This is a genomic window from Streptomyces sp. NPDC012827, from assembly GCF_042900905.1.
Classification (GTDB): domain Bacteria; phylum Actinomycetota; class Actinomycetes; order Streptomycetales; family Streptomycetaceae; genus Streptomyces; species Streptomyces gulbargensis.
Map to the genome: position 1 here is coordinate 55102 of NZ_JBIBBY010000001.1, position 19776 is coordinate 74877.

At 74.4% G+C, this 19776-nt stretch carries 14 protein-coding genes; 3 read left to right on the top strand and 11 right to left on the bottom strand.

All coding sequences use genetic code 11. From position 1 onward, the window contains the following. Window positions 1–41 precede the first annotated feature (41 nt). The 7 genes from ACFY60_RS00230 to ACFY60_RS00260 all read right to left on the bottom strand — a co-directional run bounded on the left by ACFY60_RS00230 (window position 42) and on the right by ACFY60_RS00260 (window position 9980). On the bottom strand, window positions 42–1349 hold the full coding sequence (locus ACFY60_RS00230; RefSeq protein ID WP_388608080.1) for a M50 family metallopeptidase: 1308 nt from the start codon (window positions 1347–1349) through the stop codon (window positions 42–44). Next, window positions 1346–2596: a 1-deoxy-D-xylulose-5-phosphate reductoisomerase gene (dxr, locus tag ACFY60_RS00235; protein ID WP_388608078.1), complete on the bottom strand. Its 1251-nt coding sequence runs from the start codon at window positions 2594–2596 to the stop codon at window positions 1346–1348. Before dxr ends, ACFY60_RS00230 begins: the two co-directional genes overlap by 4 nt. A gap of 34 nt (window positions 2597–2630) precedes the next feature. Beyond that, a complete protein-coding gene (gene aroA / locus ACFY60_RS00240) occupies window positions 2631–3878 on the bottom strand; it encodes a 3-phosphoshikimate 1-carboxyvinyltransferase (RefSeq protein ID WP_388608077.1) in 1248 nt (415 codons plus the stop codon). A 74-nt stretch (window positions 3879–3952) separates the two neighbouring features. Then, window positions 3953–5875 carry an acyl-CoA dehydrogenase family protein gene (locus tag ACFY60_RS00245; RefSeq protein WP_388608075.1) on the bottom strand — a complete coding sequence of 641 codons (1923 nt, stop codon included), beginning with the start codon at window positions 5873–5875 and terminating at the stop codon, window positions 3953–3955. Window positions 5876–6010: 135 nt separating this feature from the next. Beyond that, window positions 6011–7456 carry an aldehyde dehydrogenase family protein gene (locus ACFY60_RS00250; RefSeq protein WP_388608073.1) on the bottom strand — a complete coding sequence of 482 codons (1446 nt, stop codon included), beginning with the start codon at window positions 7454–7456 and terminating at the stop codon, window positions 6011–6013. 171 nt (window positions 7457–7627) lie between these two features. Then, window positions 7628–8944, bottom strand: a complete 1317-nt coding sequence (locus ACFY60_RS00255; protein WP_388608071.1) for a PQQ-binding-like beta-propeller repeat protein — start codon at window positions 8942–8944, stop codon at window positions 7628–7630. 61 nt (window positions 8945–9005) lie between these two features. Continuing rightward, the gene (locus tag ACFY60_RS00260; RefSeq protein ID WP_388608070.1) at window positions 9006–9980 is read right to left on the bottom strand and encodes an EamA family transporter; all 975 of its coding nucleotides are present in this window, start codon (window positions 9978–9980) and stop codon (window positions 9006–9008) included. Window positions 9981–10113: 133 nt separating this feature from the next. Between ACFY60_RS00260 and ACFY60_RS00265 the strand changes: the two genes are divergently transcribed. Further along, window positions 10114–10311, top strand: coding sequence for a hypothetical protein (locus tag ACFY60_RS00265; RefSeq protein WP_388608068.1), 198 nt, complete (start codon window positions 10114–10116; stop codon window positions 10309–10311). Between the two features lie 199 nt (window positions 10312–10510). On the opposite strand, the gene ACFY60_RS00270 is transcribed toward ACFY60_RS00265, so the two are convergent. Next, window positions 10511–12070 (bottom strand): PucR family transcriptional regulator, encoded by a 1560-nt coding sequence (locus ACFY60_RS00270; RefSeq protein ID WP_388608066.1) that lies wholly within the window; start codon window positions 12068–12070, stop codon window positions 10511–10513. 301 nt (window positions 12071–12371) lie between these two features. Next, the gene (locus ACFY60_RS00275) at window positions 12372–14966 is read right to left on the bottom strand and encodes an ATP/GTP-binding protein (protein WP_388608192.1); all 2595 of its coding nucleotides are present in this window, start codon (window positions 14964–14966) and stop codon (window positions 12372–12374) included. A gap of 255 nt (window positions 14967–15221) precedes the next feature. On the opposite strand from ACFY60_RS00275, the gene gabT reads away from it, so the two are divergent. Together gabT and ACFY60_RS00285 are read left to right on the top strand one after the other, a co-directional pair. After that, window positions 15222–16556, top strand: coding sequence for a 4-aminobutyrate--2-oxoglutarate transaminase (gabT, locus tag ACFY60_RS00280; protein ID WP_388608064.1), 1335 nt, complete (start codon window positions 15222–15224; stop codon window positions 16554–16556). Between the two features lie 126 nt (window positions 16557–16682). Further along, the gene (locus tag ACFY60_RS00285; RefSeq protein ID WP_388608062.1) at window positions 16683–17417 is read left to right on the top strand and encodes a phosphatase PAP2 family protein; all 735 of its coding nucleotides are present in this window, start codon (window positions 16683–16685) and stop codon (window positions 17415–17417) included. Here the strand turns inward: ACFY60_RS00285 and ACFY60_RS00290 are convergent. Together ACFY60_RS00290 and ACFY60_RS00295 are read right to left on the bottom strand one after the other, a co-directional pair. Next, window positions 17383–19185, bottom strand: a complete 1803-nt coding sequence (locus tag ACFY60_RS00290; RefSeq protein WP_388608060.1) for a chitinase — start codon at window positions 19183–19185, stop codon at window positions 17383–17385. The two genes, ACFY60_RS00285 and ACFY60_RS00290, sit on opposite strands and share 35 nt — an antisense overlap. 66 nt (window positions 19186–19251) lie before the next feature. Further along, window positions 19252–19776, bottom strand: a complete 525-nt coding sequence (locus tag ACFY60_RS00295) for a hypothetical protein (RefSeq protein ID WP_388608059.1) — start codon at window positions 19774–19776, stop codon at window positions 19252–19254.

The window sequence follows — 19776 nt, forward strand, 5'->3', positions numbered from 1 at the left end:
GGGGCCTGACAGCGCCGGGCGCGGCCGGCCCCCCGGAAGTGCTACGTGATCTTCACCGGGTTGACGATGTCGGCGGCGAGGACGAGCAGGGTGAAGCAGACGAAGACACCGGCCACCACGTAGGCGGCGGGCATCAGCTTGGCCACGTCGAACGGGCCGGGGTCGGGCCGCCGGAAGATCCGGGCCGTGTGGCGGCGTACGGACTCCCAGAGGGCGCCCGCGATGTGACCGCCGTCGAGCGGCAGCAGCGGGAGCATGTTGAACAGGAACAGCGACACGTTGAACATGACCAGCAGGTTCATGAACATCACGAGGATCGTCGTGGGCGGTGCCTCGACGGTCATGAGCTCGCCGGTGATGCGGGCGGCGCCGACGACGCCGACGGGCGAGTCCTCGGCGCGTTCGCCGTCGCCGAAGGTGGCGTCCCACAGGCCGGGGATCTTGCCGGGCAGGGCGATGACGGAGTGGACGCCGTTCTCCAGGAGGCCGGTCATGCGCTCGGTGGTCTCGCCGAAGGTGAGGGGCGCGACCTCGGACTTCGGCTGGAAGCCGAGGTAGCCGGCGTCGACGTACTCGACCGGCCGGACGACGTTGCCGTCCTCGTCCTTCTTCTCGACCTTGTTGGTGACGAGGCTCGGGTGGAGGTCCATCCGCTGCCCGTCCCGCTCGATGGTGAGGGTGGCGGGGCCGAAGGTGCCGCGGATGCGCTCGGAGAGGGTGTCCCAGTCGGGGACGGCGTGCCCGTTGAGGGCGAGGATCTTGTCGCCCTCCTTCAGGCCTGCGGCGTGGGCCGGGGAGACGGGGTCGTCGCTGCGGCAGGCCTCCCGGTTCTCGTTCTGCTTCAGGACGCACTTCTGGACGCCGGCGACGGTGGTCGTCGGCCCTTCGATGCCCAGGGTCATCATCGAGCCGAAGAACAGCGCGACCGCGAGGACCAGGTTCATGAACGGTCCGGCGAACATGACGATGACGCGCTTCCACGGCTTGCGCGTGTAGAACAGCCGCTTCTCGTCACCGGGCTGGAGCTCCTCGAAGGAGGCCTCGCGGGCGTCCTCGATCATGGAGCGCCAGGGCGAGGTGGACCGCGCCTCGATCTTGCCGTCGTCGCCGGGCGGGAACATGCCGATCATGCGGATGTACCCGCCGGCGGGGATGGCCTTGATGCCGTACTCGGTCTCGCCGCGCTTCCTCGACCAGATCGTGGGGCCGAAGCCGACCATGTACTGCGGCACGCGGATGCCGAACAGCTTGGCCGTGGAGAGGTGGCCGAGCTCATGCCAGGCGATCGAGACGAGCAGGCCGAGCGCGAACAGCACGAGGCCGAGGACGTACAGGAGCACTTCGGTCATGCGCGCGCCTCCGCGGTTGCCTTCGCTGCGAGTTCACGGGCCCGGGCCCGTGCCCAGGTCTCCGCTTCCAGGACGTCCGACACCGTGAGCGAGGTTCCCCGCGCGGGGGCGCCGTGCTCGGTGACGACAGCGGTGACCGTATCCATGATTCCGTTGAACGGCAGCCGGCCGCCGAGAAACGCCTCCACGCACTCCTCGTTGGCCGCGTTGAAGACGGCGGGGGCGGTGCCGCCCAGCTCGCCCACGTGGCGGGCGAGGCCGACGGACGGGAAGGCCTCGGTGTCGAGGGGGAAGAACTCCCAGGTGGAGGCCTTGCTCCAGTCGAAGGCGGGGGCCGCGTCGGGGACCCGCTCGGGCCAGCCGATGCCGATGGCGATGGGGCCGCGCATGTCCGGCGGGGTGGCCTGGGCGAGCGTGGAGCCGTCCGTGAACTCGACCATCGAGTGGACGTACGACTGGGGGTGGACGACGACCTCGATGCGGTCGAAGGGGATGTCGTAGAGCAGGTGGGCCTCGATGACCTCAAGGCCCTTGTTCACCAGGGTGGCGCTGTTGACCGTGATGACCGGCCCCATGGCCCAGGTGGGGTGGGCCAGCGCGTCCTCGCGGGTGACGTGGGCCAGTTCCGCGCGGGTACGGCCGCGGAAGGGGCCGCCGGAGGCGGTGACGACCAGCTTGCGGACGTCCGCGCGGGTGCCGGCGGCGAGGGCCTGGAAGAGGGCCGCGTGCTCGGAGTCGACCGGGATGATCTGGCCCGGCTTGGCGAGCGCCTTCACCAGCGGGCCGCCGACGATCAGCGACTCCTTGTTGGCGAGGGCGAGGGTGCGGCCGGCCTCCAGGGCGGCGAGGGTCGGCGCGAGGCCGATGGAACCGGTGATGCCGTTGAGGACCGTGTGGCACGGGGAGGCGGCCACCTGGGTGGCGGCGTCCGGCCCGGCGAGGAGCTCGGGCAGCGGCTCGGAGCCGTACAGCGCCGTGAGGGCCTCGCGCAGGGCGGGCAGCGTCTCCTCGCGGGCCACGGCGACCGTCCCGGCCCTCAGCCGGTGCGCCTGCTCGGCCAGCAGGCCGATCCGGCCGCCGGAGGCGGCCAGGGCGGTGACCCGGAAGCGGTCGGGGTGACGCAGCACCAGGTCGATGGCCTGGGTGCCGATGGACCCGGTCGAGCCGAGGACGACGATGTCCCGGCGTCCTTCGGACAGGTCGAAGGCCGTGTGCGGGTCGGCGAGAGGAGAGGGGCGGTCGCTCATGCACCCCATTCTCACCGCAAAGGGCGCGGGGACTTCACGCCAGGTCCGGCGCGGCCCCGCGGAACGCGTCGAAGACCTGGTGGAAGCGGGGGAACGTCTTCTTGACGCAGCCGGGGTCGTCGAAGGTGATCCCGGGGGTGCGCAGGCCGGTGACGGCGAAGGACATGGCGATGCGGTGGTCGCCGTGGGTGGCGATCGTGGCCGGTCCGGCGGGGGTGCCGGGGTGGATCTCGATCCAGTCGGGGCCGGTGCGGACGGTGATGCCGAGGCGGCGCAGGTTTTCGGCGCAGGCGTCCAGCCGGTCGCACTCCTTGACCCGGGTGTTGGCGACGTCCTCGATGCGGACCGGCCCGTCGGCGAAGGGGGCGATCGCGGCGAGGGTCGGCATGGTGTCGGAGATGTCGCGCATGTTCACGGTGAGGCCGCGCAGGGTGCCGGTGGAGCGGACGGTGGTCCCCGCGGCCCCGACCGTCACGTCGGCGCCCATGCGGCGCAGGACGCCGGCGAAGGCGAGGTCGCCCTGGAGGGCGCCGGTGCCGAGGCTGGGGACGGTGACGGAGCGGCCCGGTTCGAGGGCGGCGGCGGCGAAGAAGTAGCTCGCGGTGGAGGCGTCGGGCTCGACGGCGTAGGTCCTGGCCCGGTAGCCGGTGGGGGCGACGGAGTACGTACGGCCCCGGCGGCGGACCTCGGCGCCGAAGTCCCGCATCATCGCGAGGGTGATCCCGACGTACGGCTCCGAGACGAGGTCGGTGACGGTGATGTCGAGGCCCTCGGCGGTCAGCGGGCCGAGCAGGAGCAGGGCCGTCAGGTACTGGGAGGACTGCCCCGCGTCGAGGGTGAGCGCGCCGCCCTTGACACCGTCGGCGTGCACGGTGAGCGGGTGGTGGCCCTCGCGGGCGCCGTGCCGGAGGTCGACGCCGAGGCCGCGCAGCGCGGTGGTGAGGGGGCCGAGGGGGCGGCGGCGCATCTGGGCGGAGGCGTCGAAGCGGTAGGTGCCCCGGCCGGTGGCGGCGAGGGCGGGCAGGAAGCGGGCCGTGGTGGCGCCGTCGCGGCAGTGGACCTCGGCGGTGTCCGTGCCGGGGCCGCCGGGGCGGCCCTCGACGTGCCAGGCGTCCGGCTCGCGGCGGACGGCGTACCCGAGGGCGGTGAGGCCCTCGGCGAAGCCCTCGGTGTCGTCGGAGACGAGCGGCCGCAGGAGGGTGGTGGTGCCCTCCGCGGCGGCGGCGAGGAACAGCGCGCGGGCGGTGACGGACTTGGAGCCGGGGATGTCGATGACGGTCACGGCGTCATCCTGCCGGGCGGGGCGGCCGTGGTGGGCGGGCGTTCCGGATGGCGGACCGCCCGCCCGTGCGGGGGTCAGGGGAGCGTGCGGCGGACGTTCTCCTCGCGCGACGGCCCGGGGGTGGCGTCGGCGATCCAGGGGCCGTCTCCGCTGGGGTCGACGACGCCCGCCTCCAGCCAGGTGTAGCGGCCGGCGAGGACGCCGTCGACGATCCGCCGGTCGACCTCGTCGGTGTTGGACCACAGGCGGCCGAAGAGTTCCTCGACGCGCAGCCGGGCCTGGCGGCAGAAGGCGTCCGCGAGGCGGTACGCCTCGGGGCCGTGGTCGCCGGTGGTGCGCAGCAGTTCGGCGCGGACGCAGGCGGCGCTCATCGCGAAGAGTTCGGCGCCGATGTCCACGATCCGGCCGAGGAAGGCCTGCTTGAGCTCCATGCGGCCCTGCCAGCGGGACATGGCGTAGAAGGTGGAGCGGGCCAGTTTGCGGGAGGTCCGCTCGACGTACCGCAGGTGGCCGGCGAGGGGGCCGAACTCCCCGTACGCGCCGGGCCGCTGTCCGGGGCCGGTGACCAGGCCGGGGAACCAGCGGGCGTAGAAGCCGCCGGCCCGCGCGCCGGCCCGCGCCTTCTCGGCGAGGGTCCGGTCGGGGTCGATGAGGTCGCCGGCGACGGACAGGTGGGCGTCGACGGCCTCCCGGGCGATCAGCAGGTGCATGATCTCGGTGGAGCCCTCGAAGATGCGGTTGATCCTGAGGTCGCGCAGGAGCTGCTCGGCGGGGACGGCCCGTTCGCCGCGGGCGGCGAGGGAGTCGGCGGTCTCGTAGCCGCGGCCGCCGCGGATCTGGACGAGTTCGTCGGCGACGCGCCAGGCCATTTCGGAGCCGTACAGCTTGGCGAGGGCGGCTTCGATGCGGATGTCGTTGCGGTTGTCGTCGGCCATCTGGGAGGCGAGGTCGACGACGGCCTCCAGGGCGAAGGCGGTGGCCGCCATGAAGGAGATCTTCGTGCCGACGGCCTCGTGGCGGGCGACCGGTTTGCCCCACTGCTCGCGGACTGCGGTCCACTCGCGGGCGATCTTCAGGCACCACTTGGCGGCGCCCGCGCAGGCGGCGGGGAGGGAGAGCCGGCCGGTGTTGAGGGTGGTGAGGGCGATCTTGAGGCCGGCGCCCTCGGGGCCGATGCGGTGCGCCGCGGGGACCCGGACGCGGTGGAAGCGGGTGACGCCGTTCTCCAGGCCGCGCAGGCCCATGAAGGCGTTGCGGTGCTCGACGGTGATGCCGGGCGAGTCGGCCTCCACGACGAAGGCGGTGATGCCGCCGGGATGCCCCTCGCAGGCCGGGACGCGGGCCATGACGACGAGCAGGTCGGCCACCACGCCGTTGGTGGTCCACAGCTTCACGCCGTCGAGGACGTACGTGTCGCCCTCGGGCACGGCGGTGGTGGCGAGCCGGGCCGGGTCGGAGCCCACGTCGGGCTCGGTGAGCAGGAAGGCCGAGAGGTCGGTACGGGCCAGGCGGGGCAGGAAGGTGTCCTTCTGCTCCTGGGTGCCGAAGAGTTTCAGCGGCTGCGGTACGCCGATCGACTGATGCGCGGAGAGCAGGGCGCCGACGGCGGGGCTCGCGGAGCCGACGAGCGCGAGGGCGCGGTTGTAGTACACCTGGGTGAGGCCGAGGCCGCCGTACTTGGTGTCGATCTTCATCCCGAGCGCCCCGATCTCCTTCAGTCCGGAGATCGTCTCGTCGGGGATGCGGGCCTCCCGGTCGATGCGGGCGCCGTCGATCCGGGTCTCGCAGAACGTCCGGAGCGTGGCCAGGAAGGCCTCCCCGCGCCGTACGTCGTCCTCGGCGGGGAGCGGGTGGGGGTGGACGAGGTCGAGGCGGAAGCGGCCGAGGAAGAGTTCCCTGGCGAAGCTCGGCCTGTGCCAGTCCTGCTCGCGCGCGGCCTCGGCGACCTGCCGGGCCTCGCGCTCGGTGACCTTGGGCCGCTGCGTGGGTGCGGACATGCTCACCTCCTGGGGCTATGTCCGTCGTACCCGATGCGCGCGGGTCCGGAAAGACGAGAAGACGGCCTGAGCCCCCGCACAGTGGGCTCAGGCCGCCTGGTCTCGTGGACCCGTACCGGCGCGCGGCGGTACGGGTTACAGGGCGAGGCCCGTGAGGACGAGGACGCGCTCGTAGGTGTAGTCGTCCATGGCGTACTTGACGCCCTCGCGGCCGACGCCGGAGCGCTTGGCGCCGCCGTACGGCATCTGGTCGGCGCGGTAGGACGGGACGTCGCCGATGATCACGCCGCCGACCTCCAGGGCGCGGTGGGCGCGGAAGGCGGCCTGCAGGTCGTGGGTGAAGACGCCGGCCTGGAGGCCGAAGTCCGAGTCGTTGACGGCGGCGAAGGCCTCGGCCTCGCCGTTCACCTTGGCGACGGTCAGGACCGGGCCGAAGACCTCGGCGCGGGCCAGGGTGACGCCGGCCGGGAGGTCGGTGAGGACGGTCGGGGCGTAGGTGGCGCCCTCGCGCTTGCCGCCCGCGAGCAGCTTGGCGCCGGCCGCGACGGCCTCGTCCACCCAGGCCTCGACGCGCTTGGCGGCGTTCTCGTCGACGAGCGGGCCGACGTCGGTGGCGTCGTCCGCCGGGTCGCCGGTGACCTGGGCCTCGACCGCGGCGACGATCTTCGGCAGCAGGCGGTCGTACACGGAGGCGTCCGCGATCACGCGCTGCACGGAGATGCAGGACTGGCCGCCCTGGTAGTTGGAGAAGGTGGCGATGCGGGTCGCCGCCCAGTCCAGGTCCTCCTCGGAGGACCAGTCGGGCAGGACGACGGCCGCGGCGTTGCCGCCGAGCTCCAGGGTGCAGTGCTTGTGCGGCACGGACTGCTGGATGGCGTAGCCGACCGTGTCGGAGCCGGTGAAGGAGATGACCGGGAGGCGCTCGTCCTGGACCAGGGCGGGCATGCGGTCGTTCGGCACGGTCAGGATCGACCAGGAGCCGGCCGGCAGGTCCGTCTCGGCCAGGATCTCGCCCAGGATCAGGGAGGAGATCGGGGTCGACGGGGCCGGCTTGAGGATGATGGGGGCGCCGACGGCGATGGCCGGGGCGACCTTGTGGGCGCTGAGGTTCAGCGGGAAGTTGAACGGCGCGATGCCGAGGACGACGCCCTTGGGGATGCGGCGGGTGAGCGCGAGGCGGCCGACGCCGCCGGCCTCGGTGTCGAGGCGCTGGGCCTCGCCGCCGTTGAACCGGCGGGCCTCCTCGGCGGCGAAACGGAAGACGGAGACGGCGCGGCCGACCTCGCCGCGGGCCCACTTGATGGGCTTGCCGTTCTCGGCGGAGATCAGCTGTGCGATCTCCTCGGTGCGCTCGGCGAGCCGCTTCGACACGTGGTCGAGGGCGGCGGCGCGGACGTGCGCCGGGGTCGCGGCGAACTCGTCGACGACGGCGTGCGCGGCGGCGACGGCCTCCTCGACCTGGGCCTCGGTGGGCACGCCGACCTTGCCGACCAGACGTCCGTCGTACGAGTTCGTGACGTCGAAGGTGGCGTCGCCGGTGGCCTCGCGGCCGGCGAGCCAGAAGGCGTGGGTGGTCGTCATTGCGTACCGGCCCTTTCCGTTTCGGGGGTGGTGCGAGGGGGTGTGCTCGCGCTCTCGTGCCACGTTAGGGCGAAGCGGGCGAAGGGCCGCTTGTCCGTGATGGAGTGGTGGGCGGCTTCATCTGTCCGCATTGGCTGAAGGGGGTGGGGATGCCGGGCGCCCGGCCCGTCGTCACCAGGTGCGGTACGCCGAGAAGGGCCGCTCCGCTCCGTCGTCCCAGCGGGCGACGATCCACAGGTCCTCGTGCCGGAACAGGCCGTTGATCTCGGCGGCGCCGGGGTCGGTGTCCCGGTCGAAGGTGCGCTCGTCCACCGTCTCACCCGTGGCGGAGTCGTGGACGGAGAACTCGTCGAGATACTTCCGGGAGTGGGTGAAGACCGTCACGCGGCCCCCTCCGACGTGCAGAGCCGCCGTCTCCCACCACGCGCTCCCGCCCCCGGCGCTCCACACTTCCCTCCCGGTCTCCACGTCGTAGGCGGTGACGCCACCTGCGGAGGCTTCGAAGACCTTGCCGTCGGCGACGGCCTTCTCTCCGCCGCCCAGGACGAACTCTCCCTGGCGCCGGCCGTCCTGATCGAAGGCGAAGTGGGCGTCCACCCCGTGCGGGGCCCGTTCCTGGACCCTCAGGACCGTCGGTTCGGCGGACAGGAAGGTCACGAAGGCGTCCGGGGCGACGGGGCGGCGGGCGCCGAGCGGAACGGTCCACCGCGCCGTGCCGTCGGCCGGGTCGAAGGCGGCGAGCTTGGCCTCGGTGGCACAGGCCAGCGGCACCAGGACCTGCTTCGAGGAGACCGCGAGACCGCCGGGGAGGCAGCCCTTCGGCACGGCGGCCTTCCAGCGCGGGGCACCGGTGCGCAGGTCGAAGGCCCGCACCGCCCGGTCGCCGGGCAGGAGCGGCCGCGTGCGCCGGTCCGGATCGTCGTTCCACTGCTCGTCCTCGTCGCGGACCACGGCGAGGCCGGCGCCGGTGGCGAGGACGTCGTCGCCGTCCTCCGGATCACCGCCTCCCGGCAGGCGGCCGGTGCGCCACAGCTCCCGGCCGCTGCGCAGATCGATCGCGGCGACGGTCGAGCATCCCTGGCCGTTCCGCGACTCGGTGGCCTCCTGGGTCCCCTGCGGCTCCATGAGGCCGATGAGGGCGACGGAGTCGGCCGCGGCGGAGGTGGCGCAGATCTCGGTCCGGCCCGGCACGGCGTACTCCCAGCGGCGCTCGCCGGTCCGGGCGTCGAAGGCGGTGACGGCGTCGAAGCGGCTGCGGACGACGGAGTCGCCGACGGCCCAGGCCCTGTTGCCGTACGCGGCGGCGGTCTCGTCGTACGGCGCCTCCCAGACGCGCTCCATCGCGTCACCCGGCAGGTGCCCCATGTCCGAGGCGACGCACGAGACGACTCCTCCGACAAGGGCCAGCGGGACGCCGACGAGGATCAGCACGGCGGCCGCCAGCCCTCCCCGTTCCCGCCACGTGCCCCCGGTCGCGCGTTCTGACATGCGGATCCCCACCCCTGGCCCCTCGGTCGTTCGAACGCCCGTCAGATTAGGGGACGGTGGATCACGTGCGCCGCTCGGTCGAGACGATGAGACAGACACCGGCGACGACGATCGCGCCGCCGAGGACGATCGGCCAGGTCAGGGCCTCGTTCAGGACGAGAGCGCCGAGGAACACGGCGACGACCGGGTTCACGTACGCGTACGTGGCGACGAGCGAGAGCGGGGCGGCCTGAAGCAGCCAGACGTAGGCGGTGAAGCCCACGAGGGAGCCGACGAGCAGCAGATAGGCGAGGCCCGCCCACGAGCGGCCCGAGATCGCGCCGAGGTCGAGGCCGTGGTGCTCGCCGCGCAGCAGGCCGATGCCGACGCCGGCGATGCCGCCGGCGATCATCTCGTACGCGCTCGCCGCGAAGGGATCGGCCGGCATCGGGAGCCGGGACGAGGCCACCGAGCCCACCGACCAGAGCAGGGCCGCGGTGATGACGAGGAGGATGCCGCCCAGCTTCACCGTGCCGCTCAGCCCGGGGAGGGTGAGGACGCCGAGACCCGCGAGGCCGAGCAGGACGCCGCCGAAGGCCCCGAGGCCCGGACGCTCCCCGAGAAGGGCCCGCAGGAGGACGACCCAGACGGGGACGACGGCGATGAGGAGGGCGGCGAGGCCGGAGGAGAGGGAGGTCTCGGCGAGGACGACGAGGCCGTTGCCGCCGGGGATCAGCAGGAGCCCGACGAGGACGGCCGAGCCGAGCCGCCGGCGGTCGACCTTGAGGGCGGAGGTGCCGCGCCGCCAGGCGACGATCGCGGTGAGGATCAGCCCGGCGGCGATGAAGCGGGCGCCGCTGGAGAGGAAGGGCGGGATGGTCTCCACGACGATCCGGATGCCGAGGTAGGTCGAACCCCAGACGACGTACACGATGCCGAGCGCGAGCCACACGGCTCCGGTGATCCGCCGGCGGGCGGGGCCCGGGGCGATGGGCGCGGTGGGGCCCGTGGGGGCCGGGGACGTCTCGGGGGCCGGATCGGCGGCGGGGCTTGTCATGATCAGGAGACTAGGGAGGCGCGGTCCGCCGAGCCAATAATTTTGCCCGGATCCGGGCAGGTGCGGGCCGGATTCGGACTCCGGGAGGGGTGGGAGGATGGGGCCGACCGTTGTCGACGAAGGGGGGACGAGCATGATCCTGCTCGTCTTGATCGGTGTGCTCGCGCTCGTCGTGGCCGGGTGCGTGTGCGTGGTGTGGGCCTCCAGGGGCGGCCCGCCCTGGGTCCGGGCCGTCGCGCGGCTCACCCTCCTCGGCGGCGAGGCGGTCCGCCGCGCCCCGCGCGGGGGGCGCGCCTCGAACGGCGAGCCGGCCCAGGGCGGGGACGGCTGAGGGCTGGCGGCTGACGGCTGACGGCTGACGGCTGACGGCGGTACGGGGCCGGGCGCGGGTCCGGGGCCGGGCCGGCGGGTCGGGGTGCGGCCGGCGGGTCGGGGTGCGGCCGGCGGGTCGGGGTGCGGCCCTGCCGCGGCGGGTCCGGTCGGGCGCTGCCCCGTGGCGGTCGCGATCGGCCGGATCCCGGGAGACACCCCTAGGGAGTGTCCTCGCCCGTCGTCTTGAGCGCGAGCCACAGCTCCATGCGGACGTCCGGGTCGTCCAGCGAGCGGCCCAGGATCTCCTCCACCCGCCGCATCCGGTAGCGCAGGGTGTGGCGGTGGACCCCCAGGTCCGCGGCCGCCGCGTCCCACTGCCCGTGGCGGGAGAGCCAGGCCCGCAGGGAGGCGACCAGGTCACCGCGGCCGGTGGCGTCGTGCTGGCGCAGCGCCCGGAGCATCCCGTCGGCGAAGGCCCGTACGGCGTCGTCGGCGAGGAGCGGGAGGACCGAGCCGGCCGCCAGTTCCTCGTGCTCGACCAGCGCGCGTCCCCGGCGGCGGGCCACCGACAGCGCCTGCTCGGCCTGACGGTAGGCGGCGGCCGCCGCGATGGGGCCGGCCGGGGCGGACAGGCCCACGACAAGCCCGGCCTCCTCCGCCTCCCGCTCGGCGTAACCGGCGCAGGCGACGACGACCGCCCCGCCGTCCCCGGCCAGGACGACCAGCCGGTCGTCGCCCTCCGGGACGGTGAGGACCGCCTCGCCGGCGCGGGCCGCCGCCGTCTCCAGCGCCTCGGCGAACACCGGCAGCGCCGGTTCCGCCGGACTCTTCTCACCGCCCGCCGCGGTCTCCGCGACGAGCAGCCGGAACGGGGCGTCGAGCAGGTTCCCGTAGACGTCGCCCGCCACCGCGCGGGCGTGGTCCGGCTGGCCGGCGAGCAGCATGCGCAGCACGGCCGCGCCGAGCCGCTGCTCGGCGGCCTGGAGCGAACGGGAACGCTCCGTCGTGAGGGTGAGCAGGGCGATCGCGGAGTGCACCGCGTACCGCTCGGCGGTACCGAGGGGCGCGGCCGTGCCGACGGCGAGCGCGCCGCGGACCCGCCGCCCCGTTCCGAGGGACTGGAGCTCGACCCGGTCGTCCGTACCGCCGACCACCGCGCTCGCCGGGGCGGGCCGCTCGCGCAGCCGCTCCACGTCGGGGGTGAGCCGGGCGGCCCGGCGCGCCGCCCAGTCGGGCGAAACGGCGACGACCGTCCCGGAGGTGTCGTACAGCGCGGCCCAGCCGTCGACGTGCGCGGCGAGCCGGGCGACGACCGCGTCCGGGCCCTCCCCGAGCGCGGCCCGGGTCAGCTCCCGCTGAACCTCGAAGCCGGCGGTCACGGCCCGGTACTGGTCGGCGGCGATGGCCGCCGAGACGGCCTTGCTGATCGCGAGGAACGGCGTCCTGCGCGGCACCTCGAGGAGCGGCAGGTGCTCCTCGCGGGCGGCGTCGAGCAGGGCGGCCGGGATCGCGTCGTAGTTGACGCCGACGGCGAAGCCGAGGCCGACGACACCGGCGCCGAGGAGCCGCCGCACGTAGCGGCGCATCGCCGCCGGGTCCTCCGCGTCGAGCGTGAGGGCGGTGGTGAGCAGCAGCTCGCCGCCCTCCATGTAGGGGACGGGGTCGGTGAGCTCACTGACGTGGGCCCAGCGGACGGGCGTGCCGAGACGGTCCTCACCGGCGCGGACGACGAGCTTGAGGGAGGAGTGCTGGACGAGCGAGGCAAGGGTGGGCGGCATCGGGGAACCGGCGGACCTTTGAGCGAGGACCACGCGCGGGGGGAGCCGTGCGCGGCGACGGGGAGGGCGCCACTCGACGGAGCGGCGCCCTCGATTGTGCCAGGGCATGTCCCCGACCGCGCGGGCGCGCGGCGTGGGGGCGGTCCCGAGGCGCGGGCACGGGTACGACCCCGACACCGGAACTCCGCGCCCCGAGGGCCGCTCCGTCGCGGGCGCGGTGCCGAGCCCCGTACCGCCCCGGTCCGGCTCGCGGCAGCGCGGCGTGGGGGCGGTCCCGGGACGGCACCGCGCGGGCCCGGTGTCAGGCGCGGAGGTCCACCAGGACCGGGGGGGTGTGGTCGCCGGTGACCGTGGTCAGGGAGATCACGGCGTGGCCGGCCGGGACGGAGTGGGCGAGTTCGGAGGCGGACCAGCGTTCGCGCTCGACCGTGCGGCGGGTGACCGCGTCGGTGGTCACCGCCTTGCCCGTGAGCTTCTTGCGCAGGGCGTGGTAGGCCCGGGTCATCGGCTGGTCGGCGAAGACCGCGTGCTGGGCGACCTCCACGGTCTCCACCCACTCGGTGCCCCAGGCCTCGGAGAAGCCGCGGCCGTCCCAGGTGGTCACCCCGGAGAAGGCCGCCCGGCAGCCGACGGCGGCGAGCAGCGGCCCGTGCAGGGAGTCGGGTACGTCGGCCAGGGTGCGCAGGCCGAGGACGACCCCGGCGTGGTGCGGGCGCAGGCGCTGGAGGGAGCGGACCGTGCCGGTGGTCAGCGCGCCGGTGGCGTCGTCGAGGACGAGGCAGACGAAGTGTGAGCGGCCGGTGCCGCCCCGGGCCGCCGCCAGGAACTGGGCGAGCACCAGCCGGGTGAGGAGCCGGGACGCCTCTTCGTGGCCGCGTTCCGGCAGCTGCACCAGGACGCGCAGCGGGTGCTGGACGACGGACCGCAGCGAGAAGGGGCGTACGCGCCCGGCGCCGCCCCCGCCCGGCTCCGCGCCGAAGAAGTCGGCGAAGGCGGGGCGGTCGAGCAGCGCGAGGCGGTCGGCCAGGAGGGGGGCGGGGTCGGCTGCGCCGCCGGCGTGCCGGATGCGGGCCTCCAGTTCACGGCGCATCGTGGGCGCGTCCGCGGGCAGCCGGGCGAGCAGCGCGGACAGGGTGTGGGGGGCGGCTTCGAGCAGCTCGCGCAGGACGGGGACGGCCGGGAACCGGCCGTGCACCGCCCGGTAGGGGCCGATCAGCTGGGCGAGGACGGTGGCGGCGCGCCTCGCGTCGACCGTCTCCACGTCACCGGCGAGGCCCTCCGCGAGGAGGGCCGCGGCCTCGTCGGGGTCGGTGAGGCCGGCGTAGGGGTCGAGGTCGTAGGGGGACGCCGGGTCTCCGATCCGGACGACCACGTCGTACGCCGAGTCGGGGCCGAGCGGCGCGTCGGCGGAGCCCACGGCGACGACCGCGCAGTCACCGGTGAGGGCCTGGAGGGCGAGCGACTCGGCGACGGGCCCGGTCAGCCGGGCGGTCTTGCCCGCGCCGGAGGGGCCGACGGCGAGCAGGGAGGTGCCGAGGACGGCCGGGTCGAGCGCCAGGCCGGCGCCCCGGTAGGCGGCGGGGTTCCGCTCCCCGGCGTCGCAGCGCCCGATCCGCACCTGGCCGAGGAGGAGGTCGTGGGGGGCGGTGCGGCGGGGCAGGTCGCGGGCGCCGGACGGGTGCGCCCAGGCGGTGGCGCCGTGGCGGAGCACGGTGTCGACGAAGGAGGCGAGGCGGCCGGCGTCGCCGCGGGCCCGCTGCCAGTGGCGGTCGATGCGGGCGGCGTCGACCTCGGTCATGCGTCCGGCGTGCAGTTCTCCGGTGAGCAGGTCGGCCGCCCGGGCCTGGCCGGCCTGCCGCAGCGCGGGCCACTGGGAGCGGGGGGCGGCCGGGGCGGCCGTCGGCGGGCCGGCGGGGGCCGGGCGGGGGCGCAGCCAGGTGCGGACGAGGGTGCCCCAGCCGCCGAGGCGGGCGAAGGGCCAGAGGACGGCCGCCGTGATCAGCGCGTAGAGGGTGTAGACGAGGACCGGGGAGGTGAGGACGTCGAAGCCGCCGCCGACGAGGACGACGAGGGAGAGGACGGGGCCGACGACGGGCAGCGGGTCCCAGTCGACGCCGGGGAAGGCCTCCGGCCAGACGAGCGTGAGCGCGAGGAGGGCGGCGACGGCGGTGAGCGCGGCCCGTACGGGGGGCCGGTACGGCTCCAGGAGGTGCCGGGCCAGCTGGCCCCAGGCGCCGAGGCGGGTCACGGTGACGGTGATCAGGGCGAAGACGACGCCCCCGTAGACGACGCGGGCCTGGCCTCCCTCCCAGCCGCGGGCGCTGGTCGTGCCGTAGTACCACCACTCCTGCGGGGTGAGCGCGGTCAGCGGGACCCAGAGATAGGGGACGCCGCCGTTGCGCCAGACCGACCACAGGACGAGGCCGAGGAGGAGGGGGACGATCACGCCGGCCAGGGTGACCGGCGCGATGCGCCGGGCCGGGCGGAGCGGGGACGCGGGGACGTGCCGGAGACGCCAGACGCCGGGGGCGGCCTCGGGGCGCGGGGCGTCGAGCCACTCGGCGACGGGGCCCTCGGCCACCGCCGCCGGACCCGCCGCGCCGGTGGCCGCGGGCGTCCCGGCGGGCCGGGGTGGCGCGGCCGGCGGCGCCGGGGCCGCCCCGGGGGCGTGGGCGGGCGGCGGGGGTACGGCCCCGGGGCTCCCGCCGGTACCGGAGCCCGTGCCCCCGCGCGTACCGGCGTCCGCCGGGGAACCCGGCGCGGCGCCCGGCGGATACGGGGGCGGAGCGGCCGGCGCCGCGGGGGCGGGGGAGATCGCCGGGGCCGGCGGCGGGGTCGGGCGGGGCACCGCCGCCCCCCTGGTGTCGCGCGAGTCGTACGTGCCGTCGGTCTCCATGAACCCCTGCCCCCTGACCAGCCAGGTCGCCGCCACTGTGCCCTCGTCAATCTAATGGCCCGCGGCCGCCCCGGAGCGGTTTCCGCCGGGCGTGCGGTCCGGCGCCGCCGCCCGGGCCGGCATCCGCCGCCCTGTCCATCGCGGACAACGACACGCCGTCACCACTCCCGAACGGCGCATGCCTCACCCCCTCCCCCACGCCTAGCCTGCGGAGGAAACCCGCAAGTGCGTCCAGAACACCCCCAGGAGCCCCGCATGAACGCTGTCCCGCAGGAGCGGCGCGTCGTCACCGCCATCCCCGGTCCGAAGTCGCAGGAGCTTCAGGCCCGCCGTCTCGACACGGTCGCCGGTGGCGTCGGCTCCACGCTGCCCGTCTTCACCAAGCGGGCCGGCGGCGGCATCATCGAGGACGTCGACGGCAACCTGCTGATCGACTTCGGTTCCGGCATCGCCGTGACCTCCGTGGGCGCCTCCGCCGAGGCCGTCGTGCGCCGCGCCTCCGCGCAGCTGCAGGACTTCACGCACACCTGCTTCATGGTCACCCCGTACGAGGGTTACGTGGAGGTCTGCGAGGCGCTGGCCGAGCTGACCCCGGGCGACCACGCCAAGAAGTCCGCGCTGTTCAACTCGGGCGCCGAGGCCGTCGAGAACGCCGTCAAGATCGCCCGCTCGTACACCAAGCGCCAGGCCGTCGTCGTCTTCGACCACGGCTACCACGGCCGCACCAACCTGACGATGGCGCTGACGGCGAAGAACATGCCGTACAAGCAGGGCTTCGGCCCGTTCGCGCCCGAGGTCTACCGCGTGCCGGTCGCCTACGGCTACCGCTGGCCCACCGGCCCGGAGAACTGCGGCCCCGAGGCCGCCGCCCAGGCGATCGACAACATCACCAAGCAGATCGGCGCCGAGAACGTCGCCGCGATCATCATCGAGCCGGTCCTCGGCGAGGGCGGCTTCATCGAGCCGGCCAAGGGCTTCCTGCCGGCGATCGTGAAGTTCGCCAACGACAACGGCATCGTCTTCGTCGCGGACGAGATCCAGTCCGGCTTCTGCCGCACCGGCCAGTGGTTCGCCTGTGAGGACGAGGGCATCGTCCCGGACCTCATCACCACCGCCAAGGGCATCGCGGGCGGTCTGCCGCTCGCCGCCGTCACCGGCCGCGCCGAGATCATGGACTCCGTCCACGGCGGCGGTCTGGGCGGCACCTACGGCGGCAACCCGGTGGCCTGCGCCGGTGCGCTCGGCGCCATCGAGACGATGAAGGAGCTCGACCTCAACGGCAGGGCGAAGCGCATCGAGGAGCTCATGAAGGGCCGCCTCACCGCCATGCAGGAGAAGTTCCCGGTCATCGGTGACATCCGAGGCCGCGGCGCCATGATCGCCATCGAGCTGGTGAAGGACCAGGCGACCAAGGAGCCGCACCCCGAGGCCGCCGCCGCGCTGGCCAAGGCCTGCCACGCCGAGGGTGTCCTCGTCCTCACCTGCGGCACCTACGGCAACGTGCTGCGCTTCCTGCCGCCGCTGGTCATCGGCGAGGACCTGCTGGGCGAGGGCCTGGACGTCATCGAGAACGCCTTCGCCCAGATCTGAGCCGCGCGGCCCCGGCACGTCCGGGGCCCCGCATCTCACACACGGTGTGAAGACTCTGTGGGGGGCCGATGGCGGGTCGCGTTTCCCGCTGTCGGTCCCCGCGTCTCTGCCGTACGGTTTCCGCAGATGAGAGAAACACCCCGGGCGGAGCCTCCCCAGCCCCGTCCACACCGTGCCTTCGCGCACGCCACCGGGGCCTCGTGCCCCGGGACTCCTCACCGATCGGATGGCCGCACGCCCCACACCCCCCGGGGCGGGCGGCAGCCCGATCCCCTCGGCCGCCCTGGAACCACCCCCCCTGTTCCAGGGCGGCCGGCTCTCTTCACGGCGCTCGTCGCCCTCGCCGTCGTGACCTGGCAGGTGCTCGTCCACGGCCCTCTGGCCAGGCTCGACGAGCGGGTTTCCCGCGCGGTGGTGGACACGGTCCCCCGGCGCCTGAGCGAACTCGCCTCCGATCTCGGCAATCTGACGGTCGCCCTGCCGGCCCTCCTCTGCGCGACGGCGTACGCGGTGTGGCGCGGCCGCCGGCGCGCCGCCCTGTACGCGGGCCTGGCGATGGCCGCCGTACCGCTCCTGGTCGTTCCGCTGAAGGAGTGGACCGCCCGCCCCGGCCCGCTGGAGCCCTGGGCGCACGGCTACTACCCCTCGGGTCACACGGCGACGGCCGCGGTGGCCTACTTCGGCGCGGCCTTCCTCGTCTCGAACCGGCTGGTCCCCGTCGCCGCCGTCCTGACGGCGGTGACGGGGACCGGGCTGGTGCTGCGGGGCTACCACTGGCCGCTGGACGTGTTCGCCAGTCTCTGTCTCAGCCTGCTGGTGCTGGCGGTCAGTTCCAGCGGTATGCGTCGAAGTTCCGGCTGAACTCCCACTGGTTGTAGCGGTCCCAGTTGACGGACCAGGTCATCAGGCCGCGCAGGCCGGGCCAGGTGCCGTGGGTCCGGTAGGTGCCGCAGTCGGTCGCCTTCGTCAGGCAGTTCAGGGCCTTGTTCACCTCGGCCGGGGCGGTGTGGCCGTTGCCCGCCTGGGTGGAGGCGGGCAGTCCGATGGCGACCTGCTCGGGGCGCAGGGCCGGGAAGAAGCGCTCACTGTTCCCGGCGACGGGGAAGCCGGTGAGGAGCATGTCGGTCATGGCGATGTGGAAGTCGGCGCCGCCCATGGAGTGGTACTGGTTGTCGAGGCCCATGATCGGGCCCGAGTTGTAGTCCTGGACGTGGAGCAGGGTGAGGTCGTCGCGCAGGGCGTGGATGACCGGCAGGTAGGCGCCGGCGCGCGGGTCCTGGCCGCCCCAGGGGCCGGAGCCGTAGTACTGGTACCCGAGCTGGACGAAGAAGGTCTCCGGGGCCATCGTCAGGATGAAGCCGGGGCCGTACTTCGCCTTGAGCGTCCTCACCGCCTGGATGAGGTGGACGATGACCGGACTGGTCGGGTTGCGGAAGTCGGTGTCGCCGTTCTGGAGCGAGAGGGAGTGGCCCTCGAAGTCGATGTCGAGGCCGTCGAGGCCGTACTCGTCGATGATCTTCGAGACGGAGGTGACGAAGGCGTCGCGGGCGGCGGGGGTGGCGAGCTGGACCTGGCCGTTCTGGCCGCCGATGGAGATGAGGACCTTCTTGCCCGCGGCCTGCTTGGCCTTGATCGCGGCCTTGAAGTCAGCCTCGGACTCGACGTTCGGGCACTCGGTGACGGGGCAGAGACGGAAGCGGATGTCGCCGGAGGTCACCGAGGTCGGTTCGCCGAAGGCGAGGTTGATGACGTCCCAGGAGTCGGGGACGTCGGCCATGCGCAGGTAGCCGGAGCCGTTGGCGAAGCTCGCGTGGAGGTAGCCGACGAGGGCGTGGGCGGGCAGGCCGGAGCCGGGGTTGCCGCCGCCGGCGGTGGTGGTGGCGGTCACGGCGGCGGACTTCGGGGACTCGCCCGCGCCGTTGGCGGCGGTGACCTGGAAGGTGTACGGGGTGGCGGCCGCGAGTCCGGTGACGGTGGCGGCGGTGCCGGTGACCGTCAGGACCCGGCTGGTGCCGCGGTAGACGTGGTACGAGGTGGCGCCGGGGACCGCGGTCCAGGTCAGCGGCACGGTGCTGGAGGTCGGTGAGCCCGCGGTGAGGCCGGTGGGGGCGGCCGGGACGACGACGGGATCGCCGCCGGGGCCGTACAGCGAGAGGTCGTCGGCCTGGTAGGCGGGGGTGCCGTACCAGCCGTGGGTGTGGACGGTGACCGAGGTGGTGGAGGCGCCGGTGGTGAAGGTGGTGGTGAGCTTCTGCCAGTCGGGGGCCGAGCCCGTCCAGGTGGAGACGTCGGTGGTGCCGGTGCCGGTGGCGCCCAGGTGGACGTAGCTGCCGCGGACCCAGGCGCTGAGCGTGTAGGTCGACCGGGGCTTCACCGTGATCGTCTGGGAGCAGCGGGCGTTGTCGCTGCCGGCGGGGGTGGCCTGGAGCGCCTTCGCACCGCTGCGGACGGGCGAGGTGACGACGGCGCCGCTGCCCGCGGTGCAGCTCCAGCCGTCCAGGCCGGCCTCGAAGCCGCCGTTGCGGGCGAGTTCGGAGTCGGCGGCCCGGGCGGCCGGTGAGAGCGCGGCGAGCCCGCCGGCGGCGAGCGCGCCCACGAGGAGCAGGCTGAGAGGTCTGGTGCGGTCCACGACTGCCTCCGGGGGTGGGGGATCGGAGTGGAGCGCGGCACAGCATGGTCCAGACCAATCAGGTGGTCAAGACCTCTCGACAGGGCCGGGGCCGGTGGGCGGCGCGCCGGGAGGGTCCTCCCCCGGGCGGCTGTGCGTGGCCAGCTCCGCCGCCGCCTCGTGCATGGCCCGCTCCAGGAGGGCCGGGTCGGTGAGGGTGCCCGTGCCGTCGGGCGGCACCAGCCAGCGCACGCCGCCGGTCGTCACCCGGCCCGGATGGGGCACCACGATCCAGGTGCCGGAGCCCGCGGCGCGGACGCCGGTGCCGAGCCAGCGGGCGGCGGTGCCCGGCGGGACGAAGAAGCCGGCGCGGGCGTCCCCGAGGTCGGCGAGGACCGGGCCGGGCCGGGCCACGAGCCGGGTGAGGACGTCGAGGGCGGAGCGGCCGAGCCCGCCCGGCAGGATGAGCACGTCCCAGCGCCGGCCCGCGGGCAGCAGCGCGACTCCGTGCGGGTTGCGTTCCCACTCCCACCGGCAGGCGTCGGGCTCGGGCGCCACCGAGGCCAGCCACTCCACCGCGCTCCGGATCCCCGGGGCCCCCGTACCTGTCAT

Bases quoted from the DNA above. Each gene is read 5' to 3' on its own strand.
- ACFY60_RS00270 (WP_388608066.1), bottom strand. From the start codon at position 12,070: ATGCCGCCCACCCTTGCCTCGCTCGTCCAGCACTCCTCCCTCAAGCTC.
- ACFY60_RS00260 (WP_388608070.1), bottom strand. From the start codon at position 9,980: ATGACAAGCCCCGCCGCCGATCCGGCCCCCGAGACGTCCCCGGCCCCC.
- ACFY60_RS00275 (WP_388608192.1), bottom strand. From the start codon at position 14,966: ATGGAGACCGACGGCACGTACGACTCGCGCGACACCAGGGGGGCGGCG.
- dxr (WP_388608078.1), bottom strand. From the start codon at position 2,596: ATGAGCGACCGCCCCTCTCCTCTCGCCGACCCGCACACGGCCTTCGAC.
- ACFY60_RS00245 (WP_388608075.1), bottom strand. From the start codon at position 5,875: ATGTCCGCACCCACGCAGCGGCCCAAGGTCACCGAGCGCGAGGCCCGG.
- ACFY60_RS00295 (WP_388608059.1), bottom strand. From the start codon at position 19,776: ATGACAGGTACGGGGGCCCCGGGGATCCGGAGCGCGGTGGAGTGGCTG.
- ACFY60_RS00250 (WP_388608073.1), bottom strand. From the start codon at position 7,456: ATGACGACCACCCACGCCTTCTGGCTCGCCGGCCGCGAGGCCACCGGC.
- ACFY60_RS00285 (WP_388608062.1), top strand. From the start codon at position 16,683: ATGAGAGAAACACCCCGGGCGGAGCCTCCCCAGCCCCGTCCACACCGT.
- ACFY60_RS00230 (WP_388608080.1), bottom strand. From the start codon at position 1,349: ATGACCGAAGTGCTCCTGTACGTCCTCGGCCTCGTGCTGTTCGCGCTC.
- ACFY60_RS00255 (WP_388608071.1), bottom strand. From the start codon at position 8,944: ATGTCAGAACGCGCGACCGGGGGCACGTGGCGGGAACGGGGAGGGCTG.
- ACFY60_RS00265 (WP_388608068.1), top strand. From the start codon at position 10,114: ATGATCCTGCTCGTCTTGATCGGTGTGCTCGCGCTCGTCGTGGCCGGG.
- gabT (WP_388608064.1), top strand. From the start codon at position 15,222: ATGAACGCTGTCCCGCAGGAGCGGCGCGTCGTCACCGCCATCCCCGGT.